General features: G+C 67.4%; 14 protein-coding genes. 7 read left to right on the top strand and 7 right to left on the bottom strand.

Annotated elements, in window-relative coordinates; genetic code table 11:
- Positions 1–40: 40 nt before the first annotated feature.
- From IHQ52_RS01555 to IHQ52_RS01545, 3 genes are all read left to right on the top strand, one after another.
- Positions 41–1,363, top strand: coding sequence for an acetyl-CoA C-acetyltransferase (locus tag IHQ52_RS01555; protein ID WP_024497429.1), 1,323 nt, complete (start codon positions 41–43; stop codon positions 1,361–1,363).
- A gap of 492 nt (positions 1,364–1,855) precedes the next feature.
- Positions 1,856–3,553: a VanW family protein gene (locus IHQ52_RS01550; RefSeq protein WP_238064026.1), complete on the top strand. Its 1,698-nt coding sequence runs from the start codon at positions 1,856–1,858 to the stop codon at positions 3,551–3,553.
- Positions 3,554–3,617: 64 nt separating this feature from the next.
- The gene (locus IHQ52_RS01545; protein WP_024497427.1) at positions 3,618–4,397 is read left to right on the top strand and encodes an SDR family NAD(P)-dependent oxidoreductase; all 780 of its coding nucleotides are present in this window, start codon (positions 3,618–3,620) and stop codon (positions 4,395–4,397) included.
- Between the two features lie 83 nt (positions 4,398–4,480).
- Here IHQ52_RS01545 and IHQ52_RS01540 read toward each other — a convergent pair whose 3' ends face one another.
- From IHQ52_RS01540 to IHQ52_RS01525, 4 genes are all read right to left on the bottom strand, one after another.
- Positions 4,481–5,536, bottom strand: a complete 1,056-nt coding sequence (locus IHQ52_RS01540; RefSeq protein ID WP_238064025.1) for a zinc-dependent alcohol dehydrogenase family protein — start codon at positions 5,534–5,536, stop codon at positions 4,481–4,483.
- Positions 5,537–6,132: 596 nt separating this feature from the next.
- On the bottom strand, positions 6,133–7,968 hold the full coding sequence (locus tag IHQ52_RS01535) for an acyl-CoA dehydrogenase (protein ID WP_191834583.1): 1,836 nt from the start codon (positions 7,966–7,968) through the stop codon (positions 6,133–6,135).
- A gap of 412 nt (positions 7,969–8,380) precedes the next feature.
- Complete coding sequence (locus IHQ52_RS01530; RefSeq protein ID WP_024497425.1) at positions 8,381–9,151, bottom strand: deoxyribonuclease IV; 771 nt, start codon at positions 9,149–9,151, stop codon at positions 8,381–8,383.
- A gap of 89 nt (positions 9,152–9,240) precedes the next feature.
- Positions 9,241–9,456: a hypothetical protein gene (locus tag IHQ52_RS01525; protein WP_005194730.1), complete on the bottom strand. Its 216-nt coding sequence runs from the start codon at positions 9,454–9,456 to the stop codon at positions 9,241–9,243.
- 245 nt (positions 9,457–9,701) lie between these two features.
- Here IHQ52_RS01525 and IHQ52_RS01520 point away from each other — a divergent pair, with 245 nt between their 5' ends.
- The 3 genes from IHQ52_RS01520 (at position 9,702) to IHQ52_RS01510 (ending at position 12,274) form a co-directional block, all read left to right on the top strand.
- Positions 9,702–11,021, top strand: coding sequence for a phosphatase PAP2 family protein (locus IHQ52_RS01520; RefSeq protein ID WP_191835036.1), 1,320 nt, complete (start codon positions 9,702–9,704; stop codon positions 11,019–11,021).
- Between the two features lie 19 nt (positions 11,022–11,040).
- Positions 11,041–11,484, top strand: a complete 444-nt coding sequence (locus tag IHQ52_RS01515) for a hypothetical protein (protein WP_191834582.1) — start codon at positions 11,041–11,043, stop codon at positions 11,482–11,484.
- 70 nt (positions 11,485–11,554) lie between these two features.
- The gene (locus tag IHQ52_RS01510; protein WP_191834581.1) at positions 11,555–12,274 is read left to right on the top strand and encodes a DUF305 domain-containing protein; all 720 of its coding nucleotides are present in this window, start codon (positions 11,555–11,557) and stop codon (positions 12,272–12,274) included.
- Positions 12,275–12,375: 101 nt separating this feature from the next.
- Here the strand turns inward: IHQ52_RS01510 and IHQ52_RS01505 are convergent, their stop codons facing one another.
- Together IHQ52_RS01505 and IHQ52_RS01500 are read right to left on the bottom strand one after the other, a co-directional pair.
- A complete protein-coding gene (locus IHQ52_RS01505) occupies positions 12,376–13,440 on the bottom strand; it encodes a DUF4185 domain-containing protein (RefSeq protein ID WP_191834580.1) in 1,065 nt (354 codons plus the stop codon).
- Positions 13,441–13,519: 79 nt separating this feature from the next.
- A complete protein-coding gene (locus IHQ52_RS01500) occupies positions 13,520–14,395 on the bottom strand; it encodes an acyl-CoA thioesterase domain-containing protein (RefSeq protein ID WP_191834579.1) in 876 nt (291 codons plus the stop codon).
- 91 nt (positions 14,396–14,486) lie between these two features.
- On the opposite strand from IHQ52_RS01500, the gene IHQ52_RS01495 reads away from it, so the two are divergent.
- Positions 14,487–15,068, top strand: coding sequence for an HdeD family acid-resistance protein (locus tag IHQ52_RS01495; protein WP_191834578.1), 582 nt, complete (start codon positions 14,487–14,489; stop codon positions 15,066–15,068).
- 82 nt (positions 15,069–15,150) lie between these two features.
- Here IHQ52_RS01495 and IHQ52_RS01490 read toward each other — a convergent pair whose 3' ends face one another.
- Positions 15,151–19,029, bottom strand: a complete 3,879-nt coding sequence (locus IHQ52_RS01490; RefSeq protein ID WP_191834577.1) for a Pls/PosA family non-ribosomal peptide synthetase — start codon at positions 19,027–19,029, stop codon at positions 15,151–15,153.
- Positions 19,030–19,128: the final 99 nt, after the last annotated feature.

Genomic DNA, 19,128 nt, shown 5'->3' with positions numbered 1-19,128 from the left:
GAATACGCTATAGATACCGCACACGACCCTGGAGATCGACGTGGCAGAGAACAATTCCCCCGCGAACAAGACCACCCAACCGAAGACCCGCCCCGAGCGTCCGGTGGCGATCCTCGGCGGCAATCGCATCCCGTTTGCCCGCCAGGACAAGGCATACGCCAAGGTCAGCAACCAGGAGATGTTCACCGCCGCGCTCGACGGTCTGGTGAGCCGCTTCAACCTGCAGGGCGAGCGGCTCGGCATGGTCGCCGGAGGTGCCGTGCTCAAGCACGCCCGTGACTTCAACCTCATCCGCGAATCGGTGCTGGGCTCGGCACTCTCGCCCTACACCCCCGCCTTCGACATCCAGCAGGCGTGTGGCACCGGCCTGCAGGCGATCACCACCGTCGCGGACGGGATCGCACGTGGCCGCTACGACGCCGCGATCGGCGGCGGTGTGGACACCACCTCCGACGCCCCGATCGCCGTCGGCGAGGGTCTGCGTCGTCAGCTGCTCGAGGTGAACCGCGCCCGCTCCACCAAGGACCAGATCCTGGGCGCCGCAAAGCTCCTCACCAAGCTCGGGATCGAGATCCCCCAGAACGGTGAACCGCGCACCGGCATGTCGATGGGTGAGCACGCCGCCATCACCGCCAAGGAGTTCGGCATCAAGCGGGCCGACCAGGACGAGCTGGCCGCACGCAGCCACCAGAACATGGCGGCCGCCTACGACGACGGCTTCTTCGACGACCTGATCACTCCGTTCATGGGTCTGACGCGTGACCAGAACCTGCGTGGCGACTCGACCGCGGAGAAGCTCGCGAAGCTCAAGCCGGTCTTCGGCGTCTCCCTCGGCGACGCGACGATGACCGCGGGCAACTCGACGCCGCTCACCGACGGTGCCTCGACCGTGCTGCTGGGCAGTGACGAGTGGGCGGCCGAGCGCGGCCTGCCGGTGCTCGCGTACTTCGTGGACAGCGAGACGGCCGCCGTCGACTACGTGAACGGGCCCGACGGCCTGCTCATGGCCCCGACCTACGCCGTACCACGTCTGCTGGCCCGCAACGGTCTGACCCTGCAGGACTTCGACTTCTACGAGATCCACGAGGCGTTCGCGTCGGTCGTGCTCGCGACGCTGCAGGCCTGGGAGTCCGAGGAGTACTGCAAGGAGCGTCTGGGCCTCGACTCGGCACTCGGACCGATCGACCGGTCCAAGCTCAATGTCAACGGCTCCTCGCTCGCGGCGGGCCACCCGTTCGCCGCGACCGGCGGACGCATCGTGGCCCAGGCGGCCAAGCAGATCAAGGAGAACGGCGGCGGGCGCGCGCTGATCTCCATCTGTGCCGCCGGCGGGCAGGGCGTCACCGCGATCATCGAGGGGTGATCCCCCGTCCGGCACTCCCTGCTCCCTGAGTAGCGAGCTTGCGACGCGATCCTGCTCCCTGAGTAGCGAGCTTGCGACGCGATCCTGCTCCCTGAGTAGCGAGCTTGCGACGCGATCCTGCTCCCTGAGTAGCGAGCTTGCGAGCGTATCGAAGGGACTCGGCGAAGACGCTCGTCAGCCGGTCCTTTCGATACGCCCCTCCGCAAGCTCCGGGGCTACTCAAGGAGCGGGGGAGCTCCGGGGCTACTCAAGGAGCGGGGGAGGCGACGAATCGCTCGATCCGTCTCGTTTTCCCGCGCGAAATGGGGTCCTTCGTCACATGTTTGGACCAAACGCGGCCGCGGACGTGTCAACGGCCGAAAAGTAGCGTAAACATGAAGACAGCTCCGGCAGAGCTGTCAGACCCCCGACCCGACAGCTCGGCCGGAGCACCTACTTTTCTCGGGTACGTTCTACGGCCACCACCATGACCGGCCCAGCTAGTCAGCCGTGATGGATGGAGTTGTGACCACAAGCGCCGGGCGAGCACGCCATGCGATACGCGCTGTGCTCGCTGTCGTGGCCATCGTCACCCTCACGCTCTCCATCGACTTCGTCGCCACCCGCGACCACTCCGCCCGTGGAGCCGTCATCGGGGGGATCTCGGCAGGCAATCGCGACACCGCCGGGCTGGAGCCCGTCCTCGACGAGCTGACCACGCGCTCCACCCAGCCGGTCGTCCTCCGGACCCCCGAGGGCTCGGCCGAGGTCGCGCCGGCCGAACTGGGCCTCGAGTTCGACGCCGAGACGACCCGCGCACGCCTCCTCGAACAGCCGCGCAACCCGCTCGCGCGATTCCTGGCACTATTCGGTCGCGATCTCGACGTCGAACCGGTCGTGAGACTCGACCCCGCAACCATGAACAAGGCGCTCGACGCCCACCGCCGGTCGCTGGAGAAGGCCGCGGTCGAGGGCGGGGTGCACTTCGAGGGCACCACGCCGGTGGGCGACGAACCGGCGCCGGGTGAACGCATCGCACGGGAGGCCGCGGCCACCGTGCTCGTCGACCGCTGGCTCGACGGGGCGCCGATCGACATGCCGATGGAACCGTTCTCGCCGACCGTCGGCCCCCAGGTCGTCGCGGCCACCGTGGCCGGGCCGGCCGAACGCGCCACGTCGGGCCCGGTGAAGCTGATCGACCGGCGGAAGCGCACGGTCGAGGTCCCGGCTGGAGACATCGCGTCGATGCTGACCTTCGGTCCCGACGGCCGGGGTGGGCTCACGCCGCTCGTCGACGAGAAGAAGGCGCGTGAAGCGCTCGCGCCCGATCTCGATCCCTCCCAGAGTCCCGCCGTCAGTGCGACATTCAGTCTCGCCAGCGGCCGACCGACCGTCGTACCAGCGGTCACGGGCTCGAAGATCAACTGGGACAAGACGCTTCGGGAACTCGCGACGACGGCGACCGCAGACGGCGGCAACCGCACCGCCGAGGTGGTCTATGACGACGTCGATCCCCGGCTCACCACTGACGCCGCCCGCAAACTCGGTGTGCGCGAACTGATCAGCGAGTACACCACCGATGGCTTCTCGAGTGCCTCCGGTGAGAACATCCGCCTCGTCGCCGCCGAGGTCGACGGCGCGCTGGTCCTGCCCGGCAAGGTGTTCTCGCTCAACGGCCACACCGGTCCGCGCGGGACGGCGCAGGGCTATGTCGACTCGACGATCATCAACAACGGTCGCGCCGCGACGGCCGTCGGCGGCGGCATCTCCCAGTTCGCGACCACCCTCTACAACGCCGCCTACTTCGCCGGTCTCGAGGACGTCGACCACACCGAGCATGCGTACTACATCTCGCGATATCCGGAGGCCCGGGAGGCCACCGTCTTCGAAGGCGCCATCGACCTGAAGTTCCGCAACAACACCCGTCACGGTGTGCTCATCGAGACCAGCTGGTCGCCGTCCGCGGTGACGGTACGGCTGTGGGGCACCAAGGCTTTCGAGGTCGAGTCGATCACCGGCGAACGCTATGACACCACCGAACCGGAACGGATCAGACTCCCCAAGGGCGACGACTGCATCGCGAGCAGCGGCAGCAAGGGATTCACCACGTCGAACACGCGCATCATCCGTGACGCGAAGACCGGCCGCGAGATCAACCGGTACACCCGCACCGTCCGGTACGCGCCCGAGCCGAACGTGAAGTGCGTGTAAGACGATCGGCGTCTTTCACCGAAGGACTTTACCGAGCGATAGAACGCTCGATAGGCTCCGAGTCGTGGATATCAATGGAGCTAGTGCAATCGTCACGGGTGGAGCGTCGGGCATCGGCGCAGCTGCGGCTCGCCAGCTGGCGGCCAAGGGTGCGAAGGTCATCGTCGCCGACCTCAACGCAGACAAGGGTGAGGAACTCGCCAAGGAGATCGGCGGGCAGTTCGTCGCCGTCGACGTGACCTCGACCGAGCAGATCGAGGCCGCCGTCAACGCGGCCACCGAACTCGGCCCGCTGCGCGCGCTGGTCAACTCGGCCGGCATCGGCTGGGCCCAGCGCACCATCGGCCGCGACGGTGAATTCGGGTCGGCGCATAACCTGGACGCCTACAAGAAGGTCATCGCGATCAACCTGATCGGCACCTTCGACTGCATCCGTCTGGCCGCCACCGCGATGAGCCGCAACGAGCCGCTCGACGCCCACGGTGAGCGTGGCGCGATCGTGAACATGGCCAGCGTCGCCGCCTTCGACGGTCAGATCGGCCAGGCGTCGTACTCCTCGTCCAAGGGTGGCGTCGTCGGCATGACCCTGCCGGTCGCCCGCGACCTGGCCGCGGTCGGCATCCGCGTCAACACCATCGCCCCGGGCCTCATCGACACCCCGATCTACGGCGAGGGCGAGGCCGCCGAGGCGTTCAAGGCGAAGCTGGGCGAGTCGGTCCTGTTCCCGCACCGCCTGGGCGCTCCCGACGAGCTGGCCTCGATGGTCGTCGAGCTGGTCACCAACAGCTACATGAACGCCGAGGTGATCCGCGTCGACGGCGGTATCCGGATGCCTCCGAAGTAGCCTGCACAACCCATCACTGCTCGCCGAACCCACTGCCCTCCGGGGTGGTGGGTTCGGCCGTTCCCGGAGGGTGTGCGGATGGCTCAGGCCTGCAGGACCACCTTGAGTGCCTTGGTCTCCGCCGCCCGACCGAAGACGTCGTAGGCCTCGATGATGTCGCCCAGGGCGAATCGGTGGCTGATGAACAGGTCCGGGTCGATCCGGCGCTGCGCGACGAGCTTGAGCAGGACGCCGAGGGTGTCGGTGTTCACCAGCCCCATCGAGACGTTGATGTTCGAGATCCACAGGTCCTGGAGTGCGAACTCGACCGGCGCGCCGTGCACGCCGACGTTGGCGACATGGCCCGCCGGGCGCACGACGTCCAGGCACATCTGGAAGGTCTGCGGGATACCGACCGCCTCGATCGCGACGTCGACGCCGAGACCGTCGGTCATCGCGAGGACCTGGTCCTTCCAATCGGCATCCGATGACACCACGCCGTCGGTCGCGCCGAAGCCCTTGGCCTGTTCGACGCGGTTGGCATCGACGTCGACGGCGATCACCCGGCTCGGCCCGTACAGTCCCGAGGTCGCGATCGTCGCGAGGCCCACCGGTCCGGCGCCGACCACGGCCACCACATCGCCGGGTTTGACGCTGCCGTAGCGGACACCGATCTCATGACCCGTGGGCAGGATGTCACTGAGGACGACGCCCTGCTCCGGCGTGACCCCCGACGGCAGCTTGTAGACCGATGTCTCCGCGTAGGGGACACGTACGTACTCGGCTTGTGTGCCGTCGATGAGGTGCCCGAAGATCCAGCCGATACCCGACGCACCCTCCTCGCCCAGACAGTGCGAATGCACGCCGTGCTTGCAGAAGTCACATTTGCCGCAGGCCGAGATGCACGACAGGATCACCTGATCGCCGACTGCGAGAGTCGTTACCGCAGAGCCGATCTCGGTGATCGTCCCGACGCCTTCGTGGCCGAGTACGCGACCTGGCCCGACGGCAGGTACGTCGCCTTTGAGGATGTGCAGATCGGTGCCGCAGATGGTGGTGGCGTCCATCTTCACGATGACGTCGGTCGGGTGGAGGATCGTCGGATCGGGTACGTCGTCCCAGCTCTTCTTGCCTGGTCCGTGGAAGACGAGTGCCTTCATGGGCTCTCCCTCGAGTTGTCCCCGACTGTCGGTGGTCTCACTTCCCGAGGCTAGGCAGGTCCCGTATGACACACCCGGACCTTCTCGGATCGAGACGCGACCGCAACGGCAAACCCACCCTTTTTCCGCTAATCCGGCACCCGTCCGGGTGGTGGGTTTGCCGAAAAGGGCCGCCACCGCCGAAGAAGAGTCACAAGGGGCTCTGGATCACGCTCGGCGTCCTTGCATTCCTCGTCGTAGGCGCGGTGATCGCCGGTGCGGTGGCGCTGGTCGGGACTCCGACGGTTCGATCGTCCACAACGCCGACGACGTCGAGGTCGGGCAGTGTCTCGAGATGACCTCGGGGTCGGACTGGCTGAAGGCCGAGAAGATCTCGTGTGACACCACCGACTTCCACTACGTCGTCGCCAGTAAGTCGTTCACCCGATTCGGTTGCGGGCTCAGCTACTCGACGTTCTGGTTCGCCGGCAACGAAGAGGAGGTCCTGTGTCTCGCTGCTCGAGTGACCGCTCCGCAAACCCACCACAAATCGGCAAACCCACCGCCTCGCGAGGTGGTGGGTTTGCCGATCAAGGGTGGGTTTGCGGATTCTCAGATCAGAAGGCCGCTTCGTCGAGCTCCATGATCTCGTTGTCGACGTTCTCGACGGTGACGCGGACGGAGGTGAGCAGCGGCAGCATGTTCTTGGCGAAGAAGCTGGCCACGGCGACCTTGCCCTCGTAGAAGGCCTTGTCGTTGTCGGATGCACCGTTGTCGAGTGCGGCGAGGGCGATCTGGGCCTGACGCAGCAGCAGCCAGCCGATCATCAGGTCGCCGACGGACATCAGGAAGCGGACCGAACCGAGGCCGACCTTGTACAGCTCGGCCGGGTTCTCCTGTGCGGCCATCAGGCTCCCGGTCAGGGAGGCGGCCATCGCCTGGACGTCCTCGAGGGCGGTCTTCAGCAGAGCGCGCTCGGCCTTCAGCCGACCGTTGCCGGCCTCGGAGTCGATGAAGCTCTGGATCTGGCCGGCGACGTGCGCGAGGGCCTGCCCCTTGTCGCGGATGATCTTGCGGAAGAAGAAGTCCTGCGCCTGGATGGCGGTGGTGCCCTCGTAGAGCGAGTCGATCTTCGAGTCGCGGATGTACTGCTCGATCGGGTAGTCCTGCAGGAAGCCCGAACCGCCGAGGGTCTGCAGGGACTCGTGACCGAGGGTGGCGTAGGCGCGCTCGGAACCGACGCCCTTGACGATCGGCAGGAGCAGGTCGTTGACGCGGTGCGCCATCTCCGCGTCGGCGCCGGAGACGATCTTGGCGGCAGCGACGTCCTGGTGCGATGCGGTGTAGAGGTAGACCGCGCGCAGACCCTCGGCGTAGGCCTTCTGGGTCATCAGCGAACGACGCACGTCCGGGTGGTGGGTGATCGACACGCGCGGGGCTGCCTTGTCGGTCATCTGGGTCATGTCGGCACCCTGGATGCGCTCCTTGGCGTAGTCCAGAGCGTTCAGGTAACCGGTCGACAGCGTCGAGATCGCCTTGGTGCCCACCATCATCCGAGCGTGCTCGATGACCTCGAACATCTGCGCGATGCCCTTGTGGACCTCGCCCACGAGCCAGCCCTTCGCCGGGGTGCCGTGCTGCCCGAAGGTGACCTCACAGGTGGCCGAGGCCTTGATGCCCATCTTGTGCTCGACGTTGGTGACGAACACGCCGTTGCGCTCGCCGAGCTCACCGGTCTCGAAGTCGAAGTGGAACTTCGGCACGAAGAACAGCGACAGACCCTTGGTGCCGGGGCCGGCTCCCTCGGGGCGGGCGAGCACGAGGTGGAAGATGTTCTCGGTCATGTCCTGGTCGGCCGAGGTGATGAAGCGCTTCACACCGTCGATGTGCCAGGAGCCGTCCTCCTGCTGGGTGGCCTTGGTGCGGCCGGCGCCCACGTCCGAACCGGCGTCGGGCTCGGTCAGCACCATGGTGGCGCCCCAGCCGCGCTCGGCGCAGATCGCGGCCCACTTCTTCTGCTCGTCGGTGCCGTTGTTGTAGAAGATGTTGGCGAAGCCAGCACCTGCGGCGTACATGAACACCGGGGGGTTGGCGCCGAGGATCATCTCGCCGATCGCCCAGTACAGCGAACGCGGGGCGGGCAGGCCGCCGAGCTCCTCGGCGATGCCGATCTTGTCCCAGCCACCTTCGACGAGGGCGTTGTAGGACTTCTTGAAGCCCTCGGGGATGGTGACGCTGTGGGTCTCGGGGTCGAAGACCGGCGGGTTGCGGTCCACGTCGGCGAAGGATTCGGCGATCGGGCCCTCGGCGAGTGCCTTGACCTCGCGGAGCATGTCGACGGCGGTCTCGTGGTCGAGGTCGCCGAAGTCGCCCGACTCCAGCACCTTGTCGAGCTCGAACAGCTCGAACAGGTTGAACTGCAGGTCGCGCATGTTGCTCTTGTAATGGCCCATGATGAATTCCTTCTCTGGTGCGGCCGTATGCGTGATGGCGGGTTGTTCCAGGTCCCGGTCCGATCCCACTCGGGTGAAGTGGGTACCGGCCGGGCATGGTGGAGCAGTCTCGGTTCGAGCTAAGTTACTCGCCGGTAACCGCCAATATAGACCCATATCGCCGGGGGATCAATCGCTGCCGATGTGATCTACACCGACTGCCGGGCCGGCGATGACGCACGACAATTCCGGCAATGGCTGCAGGTGACGGGGATATGCGGTCCAATCGCTCATGCGCTTGGCGGCGGCAGGACCGGAGGCGTATGACGCACCACGATCGACGGCGGACGCTGTGACGGGACGGATGTCATGAACGTGGCCGCGTATCCCGCGGAACCCCGACCCCGGGCCGGAATCTGTCGTGACGGACCGGCTAGAGCGCTGAACGAAGGTATTCGAGGTCGGCGGGGATGCCCTCGGCCGGCGTCTCCAGGATCACCGGCGCATCGGCGGCCGCGGCCACGGCGACGAGCACCTCTGGATCGATGTGCCCCGAGGCGAGGTTGGCGTGACGGTCGCGACCCGAGTCGAACTCGTCGCGAGAGTTGTTGAGGTGCACCAGGTCGATGCGTCCGGTGATCTCCTTGACGCGCTCGACCAGTCCGACGAGATCCTCACCGCCGGCCCAGGCGTGGCAGGTGTCGAGGCAGAAGCCGGCCTGCTCGAAGTCGCCGACTGCTTCCCACAGCCGATCGATCGACTCCAGCGTCCGTGCCATCGCGTGATCGCCGCCCGCGGTGTTCTCGATCAGGATCGGCACCCCGAAGCCGCCCTTGTCGACCTGGCGGTCGAAGAGCTTGCGCCAGTTGGCGAATCCCTCTGCTGACTCCTCACCGTCACGGAGATGCCCACCGTGCACGACGAGACCGAAGGCCCCGAGTTCGGCGGCTGCGTCGGCCTGCTGTTCGACGGCTTTGCGCGACGGCATGCGCAGCCGGTTGTTGAGGCTCGCGACGTTGATCTGATAGCTGGAGTGCACGACGACGTCGACATCGGATTCGCGGATCGCGGCCGCATGCGGATTCGGTTGCGGCTTCTTCCAGCTCTGCGGATCGGTGACGAACATCTGGAAGACGTCGATGCCGAGTTCGGTGGCGGTGACCAACGGGTCGGTGTCCTCGCGAAGGTGTGCTCCGATGCGCATGCGTCAACGATAGTGCCCGCATCCGGGCGGCAATACCGGTGCCCGAGTCCCGAGGGACAGGCCACCGCGGTCGGTCATTCGACGACTCGTCACTCGCCGGGTGCCGGCTCCGTCTCGATCGTGATCGGTACCCCGGCCGCGATCAGCAGGCGGCACGGGGCCGCACTGTCGTGATACAGGTTCAGCCACTCATGGCCGCGAGTCCCGTCGGAATACACCGCATCGAGGGTGCGGTTCAGCCGAGCCTCCGCCTCCTTGGTGATGATGTAGCGCTGGTCGCCGTAGCGCAGGTAGCGATTGGGCACCGAGACCTCCTCTGGAATGGGGATTGCCGGACTCCAGTGTGATCCACGACACCCCGACGGGGTGTATTTCAGCCGAAACCAGTCGCCGGGTGGGTGATGGGGCCGGTCGCGACGACCGGCGATACGCGCCGTGCTGCGATGGCTCACCAATGGAAGATGGCCATTACACTGACGGCAGGTTACGAGCGTGGGTGCCCTGAGGGGCGTGACGGGCGGGATTGTGTCGGGTGAGTGTTGACGAGTCGGTGGGCTTCCCGCGACCGGGCAGGTCCACGGAACGCGGTGATGGCCAGAAGCCTGATGACACGAACTCGGCGGATGCGACGCTGTCGAGGTCCGACCAACCGCCCTCCGGACCCGAATCCGCCCCTGAGACGTCCGAGGTCGACCCGCCGGAGATGGCGCCGGTTCTCGAAGACCTGGCCGCCGCCGCGGAGATGGAGGCCGAACCCGAGAACCGTCGCGACCTGACCATGGTCCGACGCATCGCCGTCACCGCCTGGTTCGTGCTGATGGGCGTGCACATCGCCCTCGAGGGCCTGGCCTTCGACCGCACGCGGCTGATCATCCTGATGTGCCTCGGACTGGCGGCGGCCAGCATCGGGCGCCGCAGGTTCATCACGATCATCCTCGACTGGGCGCCGTTCGCCCTGATCCTGATCCTCTACGACTGGACGCGCAACATCGCGCAGGTCGTCGGCATGCCGACGCACTGGAATCTCGCGATCGACTTCGACGCGTTCCTCTTCGGCGGCATCACGCCCACGGCGTGGCTGCAGGAGAACCTCAAGCAGGCGAGCCCACCCTGGTGGGAGGTCATCGTCAGCGTCGTCTACATGTCGTACTTCATCATCCCGTATGCGGTGGCCGCGTGGCTGTGGCTCAAGGACCGTGCGGCCTGGCGCCGATACGCAGCCTGTTTCGTCGCGACGACATTCCTGGCCCTCGTCGGGTACACCCTCGTCCCGGGTGCCCCGCCGTGGGCTGCCGCACGATGCACCGCGGCCGAGGTCCAGGACTATCCGCGTGACCCGATCTGCATGTACGAGCCCGTGGCCAAGGAACCGGGCGGCCTGCTCGGGCCCTTGGACAATGCCCATCCCGACGCGGAACCGTACGTGGAACGCATCTCGGCGCGTGGCTGGAACTTCCTGAACATCCATGCCGCGTCGAACCTGGTCACGCTCGGCCAGGGCAAGTCCAACCTCGTCGCGGCCATCCCGTCGCTGCACGCCGGTCTCACGATGCTGCTGGCGCTCTTCATGTGGCCACGGGTGAAGGCGCTCGGCAAGACGCTCTTCATGGGCTACGCGTTCGCGATGGCGTTCGCCCTCGTCTATTCCGCCGAGCATTACGTCTTCGACATCGTGCTCGGGTGGGCACTCGCCGCAGCGGTGATCGCGGCGTACCAGATCGTCGATCGCAAGTATCTGATCCCGCGACAGAAACGTTTGGCCGCCGAGGCCGAAGCTGCCGGGACCGAAGCTGCCGGGACCGAAGCCGCCGGGACCGAATCCGACCGTGAGGACCCGGACGCCGAGAAGGTGTCGACGCCCGCGTCGTGACCCCGCTAGCCTGGGACAGATGACCCGGCACGGGGCCCGGACCGTACGACGGTATCGGGGGCTGATCCTTCCGCTCGCGCTCGCGGTGATGCTCATGCACACCGTGGTCGCGGGTCCGGCCGGGGCGGAAGGCCGTGCCGGCTCCCACTCCCACTCCCACTCCCACGCCGGTCATCAGACGGCGGCAGCGTCGTCGGCGCCCGGGATGACGCATGCCGCGGTGATGGGTGAGGCCCCGTCGATGTCCGGTGCGGACTGCGGCGATCACGACCACGGGTGCGTGTTCACCCGAGCCGCCGACATCGATCTCCCGACTGCCGCTCTCGTCCTGCTCGTCTGGGCCTTCCTGTCCCTGTCGGCGGCAGCGCGGTATCGCCCGGCTCGTCGCGGCGTCGTCGTCCTCGGACGTCCGCCCCCGTGGGCCATCCGCTCGCACCTGCAGTTGCAGGTGATCCGCTGCTGAGGAGACATCCGCGGACCGGTGGGTCCGCCATGTCGTCATACCCGAAAACCCTCAGCAGCAAGGAAAACCGATGTCTGTACCACGCAATGCAACTGTTCGACGCCGCGCCGCGATCGGGACCGCCCTGGGCGCCGCCGTCGCACTCACTCTCGCCGGATGTTCGTCCGATGAATCTCCTTCCGGCACAACCTCCGCCGACCGCCCGGCGGCATCGTCCCCGGCCGGCTCGTCCGCGCCCGGCCAGTCGCCCGCGTCGGCCCACAACGACGCCGACGTCGAGTTCACCACCGAGATGATCGCGCATCACCGCCAGGCGGTGATGATGGCCGAACTCGTCGAGGGCCGGACGCAGAATCGCGAACTGATCACCCTCGCGAACACGATCGAGGACGCGCAGGAGAACGAGATCGACCAGATGACAGCCCGTCTGAGGTCATGGGGCGTCCCGATGGGGGCACACATGGACGACGGGGACATGGGTCACGGAAACATGGACGACGGACACATGGACGACGGGGACATGGGGCCCGGGGGTGGCGGCATGGGCCAAGAGGGCATGCCGGGGATGATGTCCGCGGCGCAGATGGCGGCACTCCGGAACGCCAGTGGCGCTGAGTTCGACCGACTCTGGCTCGAGGGCATGATCCGTCACCACGAAGGCGCCATCGCGATGGCCGACAAGGTGCTGGCCAACGGCACCGACCCGGCCACGAAAGCCCTTGCCACGAACGTGAAGAAGACGCAACAGGCCGAGATCGACCAGATGCGGGCGATGCTGGGCCAGGGCTGAACCACCCGGAGAACGCGGTGTGGGGCGGTTCGGAGAAGATCCGGAACCGCCCCACACCCCCCTTGTGCCGACCTCAGCGTTGCAGCGTCATCTCTTCAGTGTCATCTCTTCAGGGGCAACCGCATCAGATAGACCTGATAGCCGATCGAGATCGAGTACGTGAAGTAGAGCGTGCTGCCCTTCGACCACGGGTGGATGTACGGCGCGTAGCCGGTGTACGGGTCGGCGGACGGTGCGACGATCTCACCGGAAGTCCAAGGGCCCCATGGGTTATCGGCGGTGCGGAGGGTGACGCCGATGTCCTGGCTTGCCAGCGAGATGTACTTGCCGAGGTAATCGTTCCAGGCCACGGACAGCTCGCCGGTCGGGGCGCCCATCACCGGGGTCGCGGCGCCGGGGTCGTTGCGGACCCAACGGCCGTAGGAGAAGTAGTCCCATTTGCCGAGGTTCTCGATGTCCTTCTCGTCGACGCGGGCAAGGTAGACGCCGCCCCACCGGCCGTCCGGGGTGCCGTAGTAGTAGATGGTCTTGCCGACCTTCAGGAAGGCGCCCATCTGGAACTTCTTGTTGCCGCCTCCGTTCGGACGGAAGGCGTTCAGGGCCCGCCAGTTCTCGCCGTTGTCGTTCGAGACGACCAGGCCCGACCAGTTGGTCGTCCAGATCCCCGGCTGATCCCATCGCTTGACCGACATGACGGTCATGTACTGCTTGCCGTTGGCGGCGACACCCGCGGTCGGGATGATGGTGACCTCGCGACGGACATTGGGCTTCAGCAGTCGCTTCGCGTGGCCGGGGCGGCCGGCGTGCGAGGTGAAGGTCATGCCGTCGGCCAGATTGCGGTCCGCGCTGCGCAGCAGGACGTTGGACCGCCAGTAGTACAGCTCGCCGTACAGCAGGGACCAACCGTTGAACGACTGGGTGTCACCGAATGCGGTGAGGATCTCGCCGCGACCGTTGTCCCACATGACGCCCAGATCGGTGCCGACGATGTTGAAGCGTCCGATGGTGTCGTTCATCGCGAACGGGCCCGTCAGGCGATTGACGATGGTCGCCGGACCTGCGGCATTCCCGGCCTGTGCGGGCGAGGCGGTCAGTGTCGTCGTCAGAGCAACTGCGAGCGTCGAGACGACGAGACCCAGGAGAAGCCGATGAAGGCGTCGTGTCATGGGCGAGACCTTATCAAGACCTGAGAGGGGCTGGGGGCCGGAAGAATAGGTCGCTATCCTGGCGAAACGCTGAAAACGGTCAGAGTGGACGATAGCGTGCGGTGGTGTCGACGGTGGTGAAGTCGATCTGTGCCGCAGCGTTGTTCACCGCGGTCACCAGCGCCGTCCCGAACATCCCGTCGGCGTCGTACAGTCCCGCGTTGCTGACCGAGACGCCGTCGTCCTCGACATGGAGGTCGGCCTCGACGCCGATGCGTTCACCACGGGGTAGACGACTGATCGCCACGGTGAGGTCGCAGTTGATGAAACCGATGCCGGTGGTACCCCAGTTCGAGATGACACTCGCCGACTCCGCGCTGATGACGGCGCGCTGGAACGGTGTCGGCTCCTCGCCGGGCACGATCGGGGCCGCGCGAGTCCAGACTCGTTTGCGATAGGCGTTCTGGTGATCGGGCATCTCGTACTCCCATTCCCTGGGTGCACGGCCCGGCGCGTCGGACGCCCATCGCGGGATGAGGTCGTCGTCCGAGGGCGTCGATCTCGGCGGACGGAACGTCACCGCCTCCGGCGGCCGTTGCCATCGCTCTCCCGGCGGGTTGGCCGAGGTCCGCAGGAACACGGTCGTCCCTCGTGCCACGACGACCTCCTCGCTGTCCTCCGGGTGTTGCACGATCTCGACGTCGACGACCCGGATACGTCCACCGGAGCGTGTCAGCCGCGTCCGTGTGGAGGTGATGACGTCGCGGGCGGCCTTGAACAGGTCGATCGTGCATCGGGCCGGCAGGAACTGATCGTCGCCGTACTCCACCTCGACCGCGCGCGCGGCGAGCGCACACACCGCAGGCCCGCTCAACGTCCCCGGCGCCCACAGGCTGGAGGCGAACTGCGTGGGCCGGTAGCGCAGCTCCGACGCCGAGGAGGTCTCGACAGCCTCGAAAAAGGCGATGATGGTCATCCGCTACTTATTACCGGTAGCCGCAGTCAGGTTTGTGCCAGGGCCCCGCGATCAGCATGTGCCGGGGTCCGTCTCCCGATAACCTTCGACCATGACATTTGCGACGGCGTACACGAAACATTTCCCCGACGAACTGATCGGCGCCGTCCGCACCGCGCTGATCGTCACCTCGATCGTCGGCATCGTTCTCGGTGTCGTGGTGATCGTGTGGCCGGGACCCACCATCGTCGTGGTGGCGATCCTGTTCGCGATCTCGCTGATCATCGCCGGGATCTTCCGCATCTACCAGGCGTTCGCGGCGTCGTTCCTGAGTACGGGAGTGCGCGTACTGCTCGGCGTGGTCGGCGTGATCGTGCTGCTCGCCGGAATCATCGCGCTCTTCAGCCCCGGCGACGCGATATGGCTGCTCGCGGTCTTCATCGGCATCGGCTGGATCTTCCAGGGTGTCGCCGACCTCTATGCGGCGGTCACGAAGTCCGGTCACAGCCCGACCTGGTTCCTGATCCTCTCGGGCATCGTCGCGGTGATCGCCGGAATCGTGATGATCATCCTGCCGGTCTTCTCGCTCCAGGTCCTGGCCTGGGTCGGTGGCATCATGCTGGTCGCACTGTCCATCGCGACGCTCCTGACGCTCCCCAAGAAGGTCGAGGCCCCGGTCGAGCCTGCGGTCTGACCTCGACACGCGGCGTCCTCGCTGCGCTCGTTCGACGCGGCTCGGCCGGCAGGACCGCCCTGCTGGTCGGGCTGGTCGGAACCTACTTCGCCGTCGGCCACGGGGCGATGGGATTGCCCTGCCAACGGGTGTGCGCGGGCACGACGTCGCCGCGCATGACCAGCGAAGCCGGTCCGACCGTTGCCGATTCGCCCAGCCCCGACGCCGGAAGGGCGACGCAGTGCGGTCCGAGGGTCGCGCCGGCGTCGAGGGTGACGCGGTCGATGGCCATCACGCGGTCGTGGAACAGATGCGTCTGGACGACGCAGCCTCGCTGCACGGTCGCGCCGTCGCCGAGGCTGACCAGATCGGCCTCGGGTAGCCAGTACGTCTCACACCACACGCCACGCCCGATCCGGGCGCCGAGCAGACGAAGCCACAGGTTGAGAATCGGTGTCCCGGTGGCGGCATTGGCGAACCACGGCGCGGCCACGGTCTCGACGAACGCGTCCGACAGCTCGTTGCGCCAGACGAACGAACTCCACAGCGGGTGCTCGCTCACCGTGATGCGTCCGACGACGAGCCATTTGGCGGCGGCCGCGGTGCCACAGGCAATGGCGCCGACCCCGAGCAGCAACAGTCCGCTCACCAGCGCGGCCATGCCGTAGTGCAGGTGAACGGCGACGTACTGCAGCGCGAACAACATGCCGACACCGAGCCCGAACGACACCATCACCGGGATGAGACGCAGGGTTTCGATGGCGGCACGCGCGACCTTCAGCTTTGTCGGCGGGTCGAAGGTGCGCGACGTGTCGATCTCGGCGGCGGTGCGGCGCAGGCGGACCGGTGGGCTGCCCAGCCAGCTCGACCCTGACTTCGCGCGGTCCGGCGTCGCCGACAGCACCGCGACCAGGCCGTTCTTGGGCACCTTGCGGCCCGGCCCGGTCATCCCGGAATTCCCGAGGAACGAGCGCTTGCCGATCTTCGCCTCGTCGATGTGCAGCCAGCCGCCGCCCAGCTCATACGACGCGACCATCGTGTCGTCGGCCAGGAAGGCGCCGTCGCCGATGGTGGTGAAGCGCGGCAGCACGAGTGCCGTCGAGATCTCGGTGCTCTTGCCGACCTTGGCGCCCAGCACGCGGAACCAGATCGGTGTCAGCAGGCTGGCGTAGAGCGGGAACAGATAGGTGCGGGCGGCGTCGAGGAGCCGTTCGGTGAGCCAGACCTGCCAACCGACCCGGGATCGCACCGGGTGGTAGCCGGTGCTCAACCCCAGCGATGCCAGGCGTACCAGTCCTGCGGTGATCGCGGCGAAGACGACGAGGCTGGTGAGGGTCGCGGCCGGCAGGAGGATGAGCGCACGGACCGCGGCGTCGCGCAACCGGTCCGCAGAGAGGGCCCAGCTGCCGATGACGGCGAGTCCCGCGGCCAGCGAGACCAGCGGGATCGCGGCCAGGACCAGCGAGGACAGGCCGTACGCCGGCACCCAGCCACTGGCGCGCGGTGGCCGGTGATCGGGCCAGGGGTGTGCGGCCTTGCCCACCTTGATCGCGGGTGAGCCGGCCCAGTGCTGGCGCGCCTTCACCCGACCGAACACCGCGGAACCCGGCGCGACGACGGCGTCACGTCCGACGACGGCTCCCGGCATGAGCGTCGACCGTGCGCCGATCGTCGCCCCGCGTTTGATCGCGATCTCCCCGATGTGGACGACGTCGCCGTCTATCCACCAACCGGCGAGGTCGACCTCGGGTTCGACCGAGGCGCCTTCCCCGACCGTCAGCAGTCCGGTGACCGGCGGGATCGTGTGCAGGTCGACGCCCCGCCCGACCTGTGCGCCGAGAGCGCGGGCGAGGTAGATCATCCACGGCGCGCCGGAGAGGTTCGCCGCACCGCTCGCGTCCAGGAGTCGTTCGGCCACCCACAGCCGCACGTGCACGCCGCCGCCGCGGGGGTACTCACCCGGGGTGACGCCGGCGAGGAGCAGACGGGAACCCGACGCCGCGATGAACATCCGGCCGGGCGGCGTGATGAAGACCAGGAACGCGACGAGCAGAACCCACCAGTTCACCTCGACCAGCCACGGGACCGAGCGGTTCATCCGGTCGGCGACGACGGCGGCCAGGTTGTTCACGACGCCGAGCCAGGTCGCCCACTGGAGACCGGTCAGGGTGGTCAGGGGAACGGTCAGCGCGACCTGGGCGACGCCCGTGGCGCGCGGTGTCGGTCTCACATGACGTTCGACGATGTTCGTCGTCGGTCTGCGCGCGTCCAGCATCTCGGCCATCGAGCCGAGACGGGGATGGTCGTAGAGGTCGGCGACCGAGATGTCCGGGTGGCGTCCGCGGATCGCGGTCACCAGCTGTGCGGCGGCGAGCGAACCACCGCCCTCGGCGAAGAAGTCGACATCGGGGCTGCTGACCCGGATGCCGAGCACATCGGTCCACAACTGGGCCAGCCACAACTCGGTCTCACCGAGTTCCACATCCTCATCCACTGGTCTGCTGCTGCCCGGCAGGGGCCAGGGCAGCGCATCGCGATCAACCTTTCCCGAAGTGCGCGTGGGCAATTCGTCGACGAGGGCGAGGGTCGGGACCATCGCGGTGGGCAGGTGGCGGGTGAGTTCGGCGTGCGCGGCCGAGACGTCGAAGTCGGGATCAGCGGAGACCAGGTAGCCGACGAGCAGGCTGTTGCCCGCCGCGGACTTGCGGACCGCGGCGGCGGCGCCACTCACACCGGGCAGGTGCTGTAGGGCATTGTCGATCTCGCCGAGTTCGATGCGTCGCCCGCCGACCTTCACCTGGTCGTCGGCCCGACCCATGAAGATCAGGCCCGCGGACTCGAGTCGCACGAGATCGCCACTGCGGTAGGCGCGTTCCCAGCCCAGGGTCGGCATCGGGGCATACTTCTCGGCGTCCTTGGCCGGGTCGAGGTAGCGGGCCAGTCCGACGCCGCCGATGACCAGTTCGCCGACCTCGCCCTCGGCGACCGGCCGGCCGTCGGCGTCGACGACCGCGAGATCCCATCCGCGCAGAGGCAATCCGATGCGCACCGGACCGGGTCCGCCGAGCGGGGCGGCGCACGCGACCACGGTCGCCTCGGTGGGGCCGTAGGTGTTCCACACCTCCCGCCCGGGCACGGCGAGGCGATCGGCGAGTTCCGGCGGGCAGGCCTCGCCGCCGAAGATCAACAGTCGCACCGCCTCCAGGGCCTCCGGTGGCCACAACGACGCCAGTGTCGGCACGGTCGAGACAATGGTGACGTCCCGCGCGACCAGCCAGGGCCCCAGGTCCATGCCGCTGCGCACCAGCGATCGTGGTGCCGGAACGAGGCAGGCGCCGTTGCGCCAGGCCAGCCACATCTCCTCGCACGACGCGTCGAAAGCGACCGAGAGCCCGGCGAGCACACGGTCACCGGGTCCGATCGGCGCGTCGGCGAGGAACATGTGTGCCTCGGCATCGACGAAGGCGGCCGCGTTGCGGTGGGTGACCGCGACACCCTTCGGGGTGCCGGTGGAACCGGAGGTGAAGATGATCCACGCGTCGTCGTCGGGTGTCGGACGCGCCGGTGCGACCGCGGTGCCGGCGGGTTTCGTCGCGTGCGGGCCGTCGGCGTCGACGATGGCATCCACGTCGGCCTCGCCGAAGACGAGTTCGGCGCGCTCATCGGGATCGTCCGCGTCCACGGGCACGTAGGCGGCACCGGCGTACAGCGTGGCCAGGATGGCGACGTACAGATCGCGTGAACCGGACGGCATCCGGATGCCGACGCGGCTGCCGTGCCCGACGCCCACCTCGGCGAGACGAGCGACGGTGCGTCGGATCAGCGCCAGCAGCTGGCCGTAGGTGAGGGTGACGTCGCCGTCGTCGATCGCGGCGGCGTCGGGGTTCGCCCGCGCGGTCTCGGTGAGGACGTCACACAGGGTCCGCGGATCGTCTGCCTGCGCGGACAGCAGGAACTGAGGAGAGATCTGTACCTGCGTCACAGCCACCGTCTAGTCACGAGTTCGAGAATATAGCCGACCCAGGTGACCAGCAGGGCTCGGCCCGGTGAATGTTTTTCCCCGGCGTTTACCGGATACAGG

The organism is Gordonia amicalis, assembly GCF_022059885.1.
GTDB classification, from domain to species: Bacteria; Actinomycetota; Actinomycetes; order Mycobacteriales; family Mycobacteriaceae; genus Gordonia; species Gordonia amicalis.
This window is presented reverse-complemented; position numbering and strand designations above follow the sequence as displayed.

Excerpts from the sequence above, each read along its gene's own strand:
- IHQ52_RS01550 (WP_238064026.1), top strand. The coding sequence starts at position 1,856 with ATGGATGGAGTTGTGACCACAAGCGCCGGGCGAGCACGCCATGCGATA.
- IHQ52_RS01540 (WP_238064025.1), bottom strand. The coding sequence starts at position 5,536 with ATGAAGGCACTCGTCTTCCACGGACCAGGCAAGAAGAGCTGGGACGAC.
- IHQ52_RS01535 (WP_191834583.1), bottom strand. The coding sequence starts at position 7,968 with ATGGGCCATTACAAGAGCAACATGCGCGACCTGCAGTTCAACCTGTTC.
- IHQ52_RS01530 (WP_024497425.1), bottom strand. The coding sequence starts at position 9,151 with ATGCGCATCGGAGCACACCTTCGCGAGGACACCGACCCGTTGGTCACC.
- IHQ52_RS01515 (WP_191834582.1), top strand. The coding sequence starts at position 11,041 with ATGACCCGGCACGGGGCCCGGACCGTACGACGGTATCGGGGGCTGATC.
- IHQ52_RS01510 (WP_191834581.1), top strand. The coding sequence starts at position 11,555 with ATGTCTGTACCACGCAATGCAACTGTTCGACGCCGCGCCGCGATCGGG.
- IHQ52_RS01505 (WP_191834580.1), bottom strand. The coding sequence starts at position 13,440 with ATGACACGACGCCTTCATCGGCTTCTCCTGGGTCTCGTCGTCTCGACG.
- IHQ52_RS01500 (WP_191834579.1), bottom strand. The coding sequence starts at position 14,395 with ATGACCATCATCGCCTTTTTCGAGGCTGTCGAGACCTCCTCGGCGTCG.
- IHQ52_RS01495 (WP_191834578.1), top strand. The coding sequence starts at position 14,487 with ATGACATTTGCGACGGCGTACACGAAACATTTCCCCGACGAACTGATC.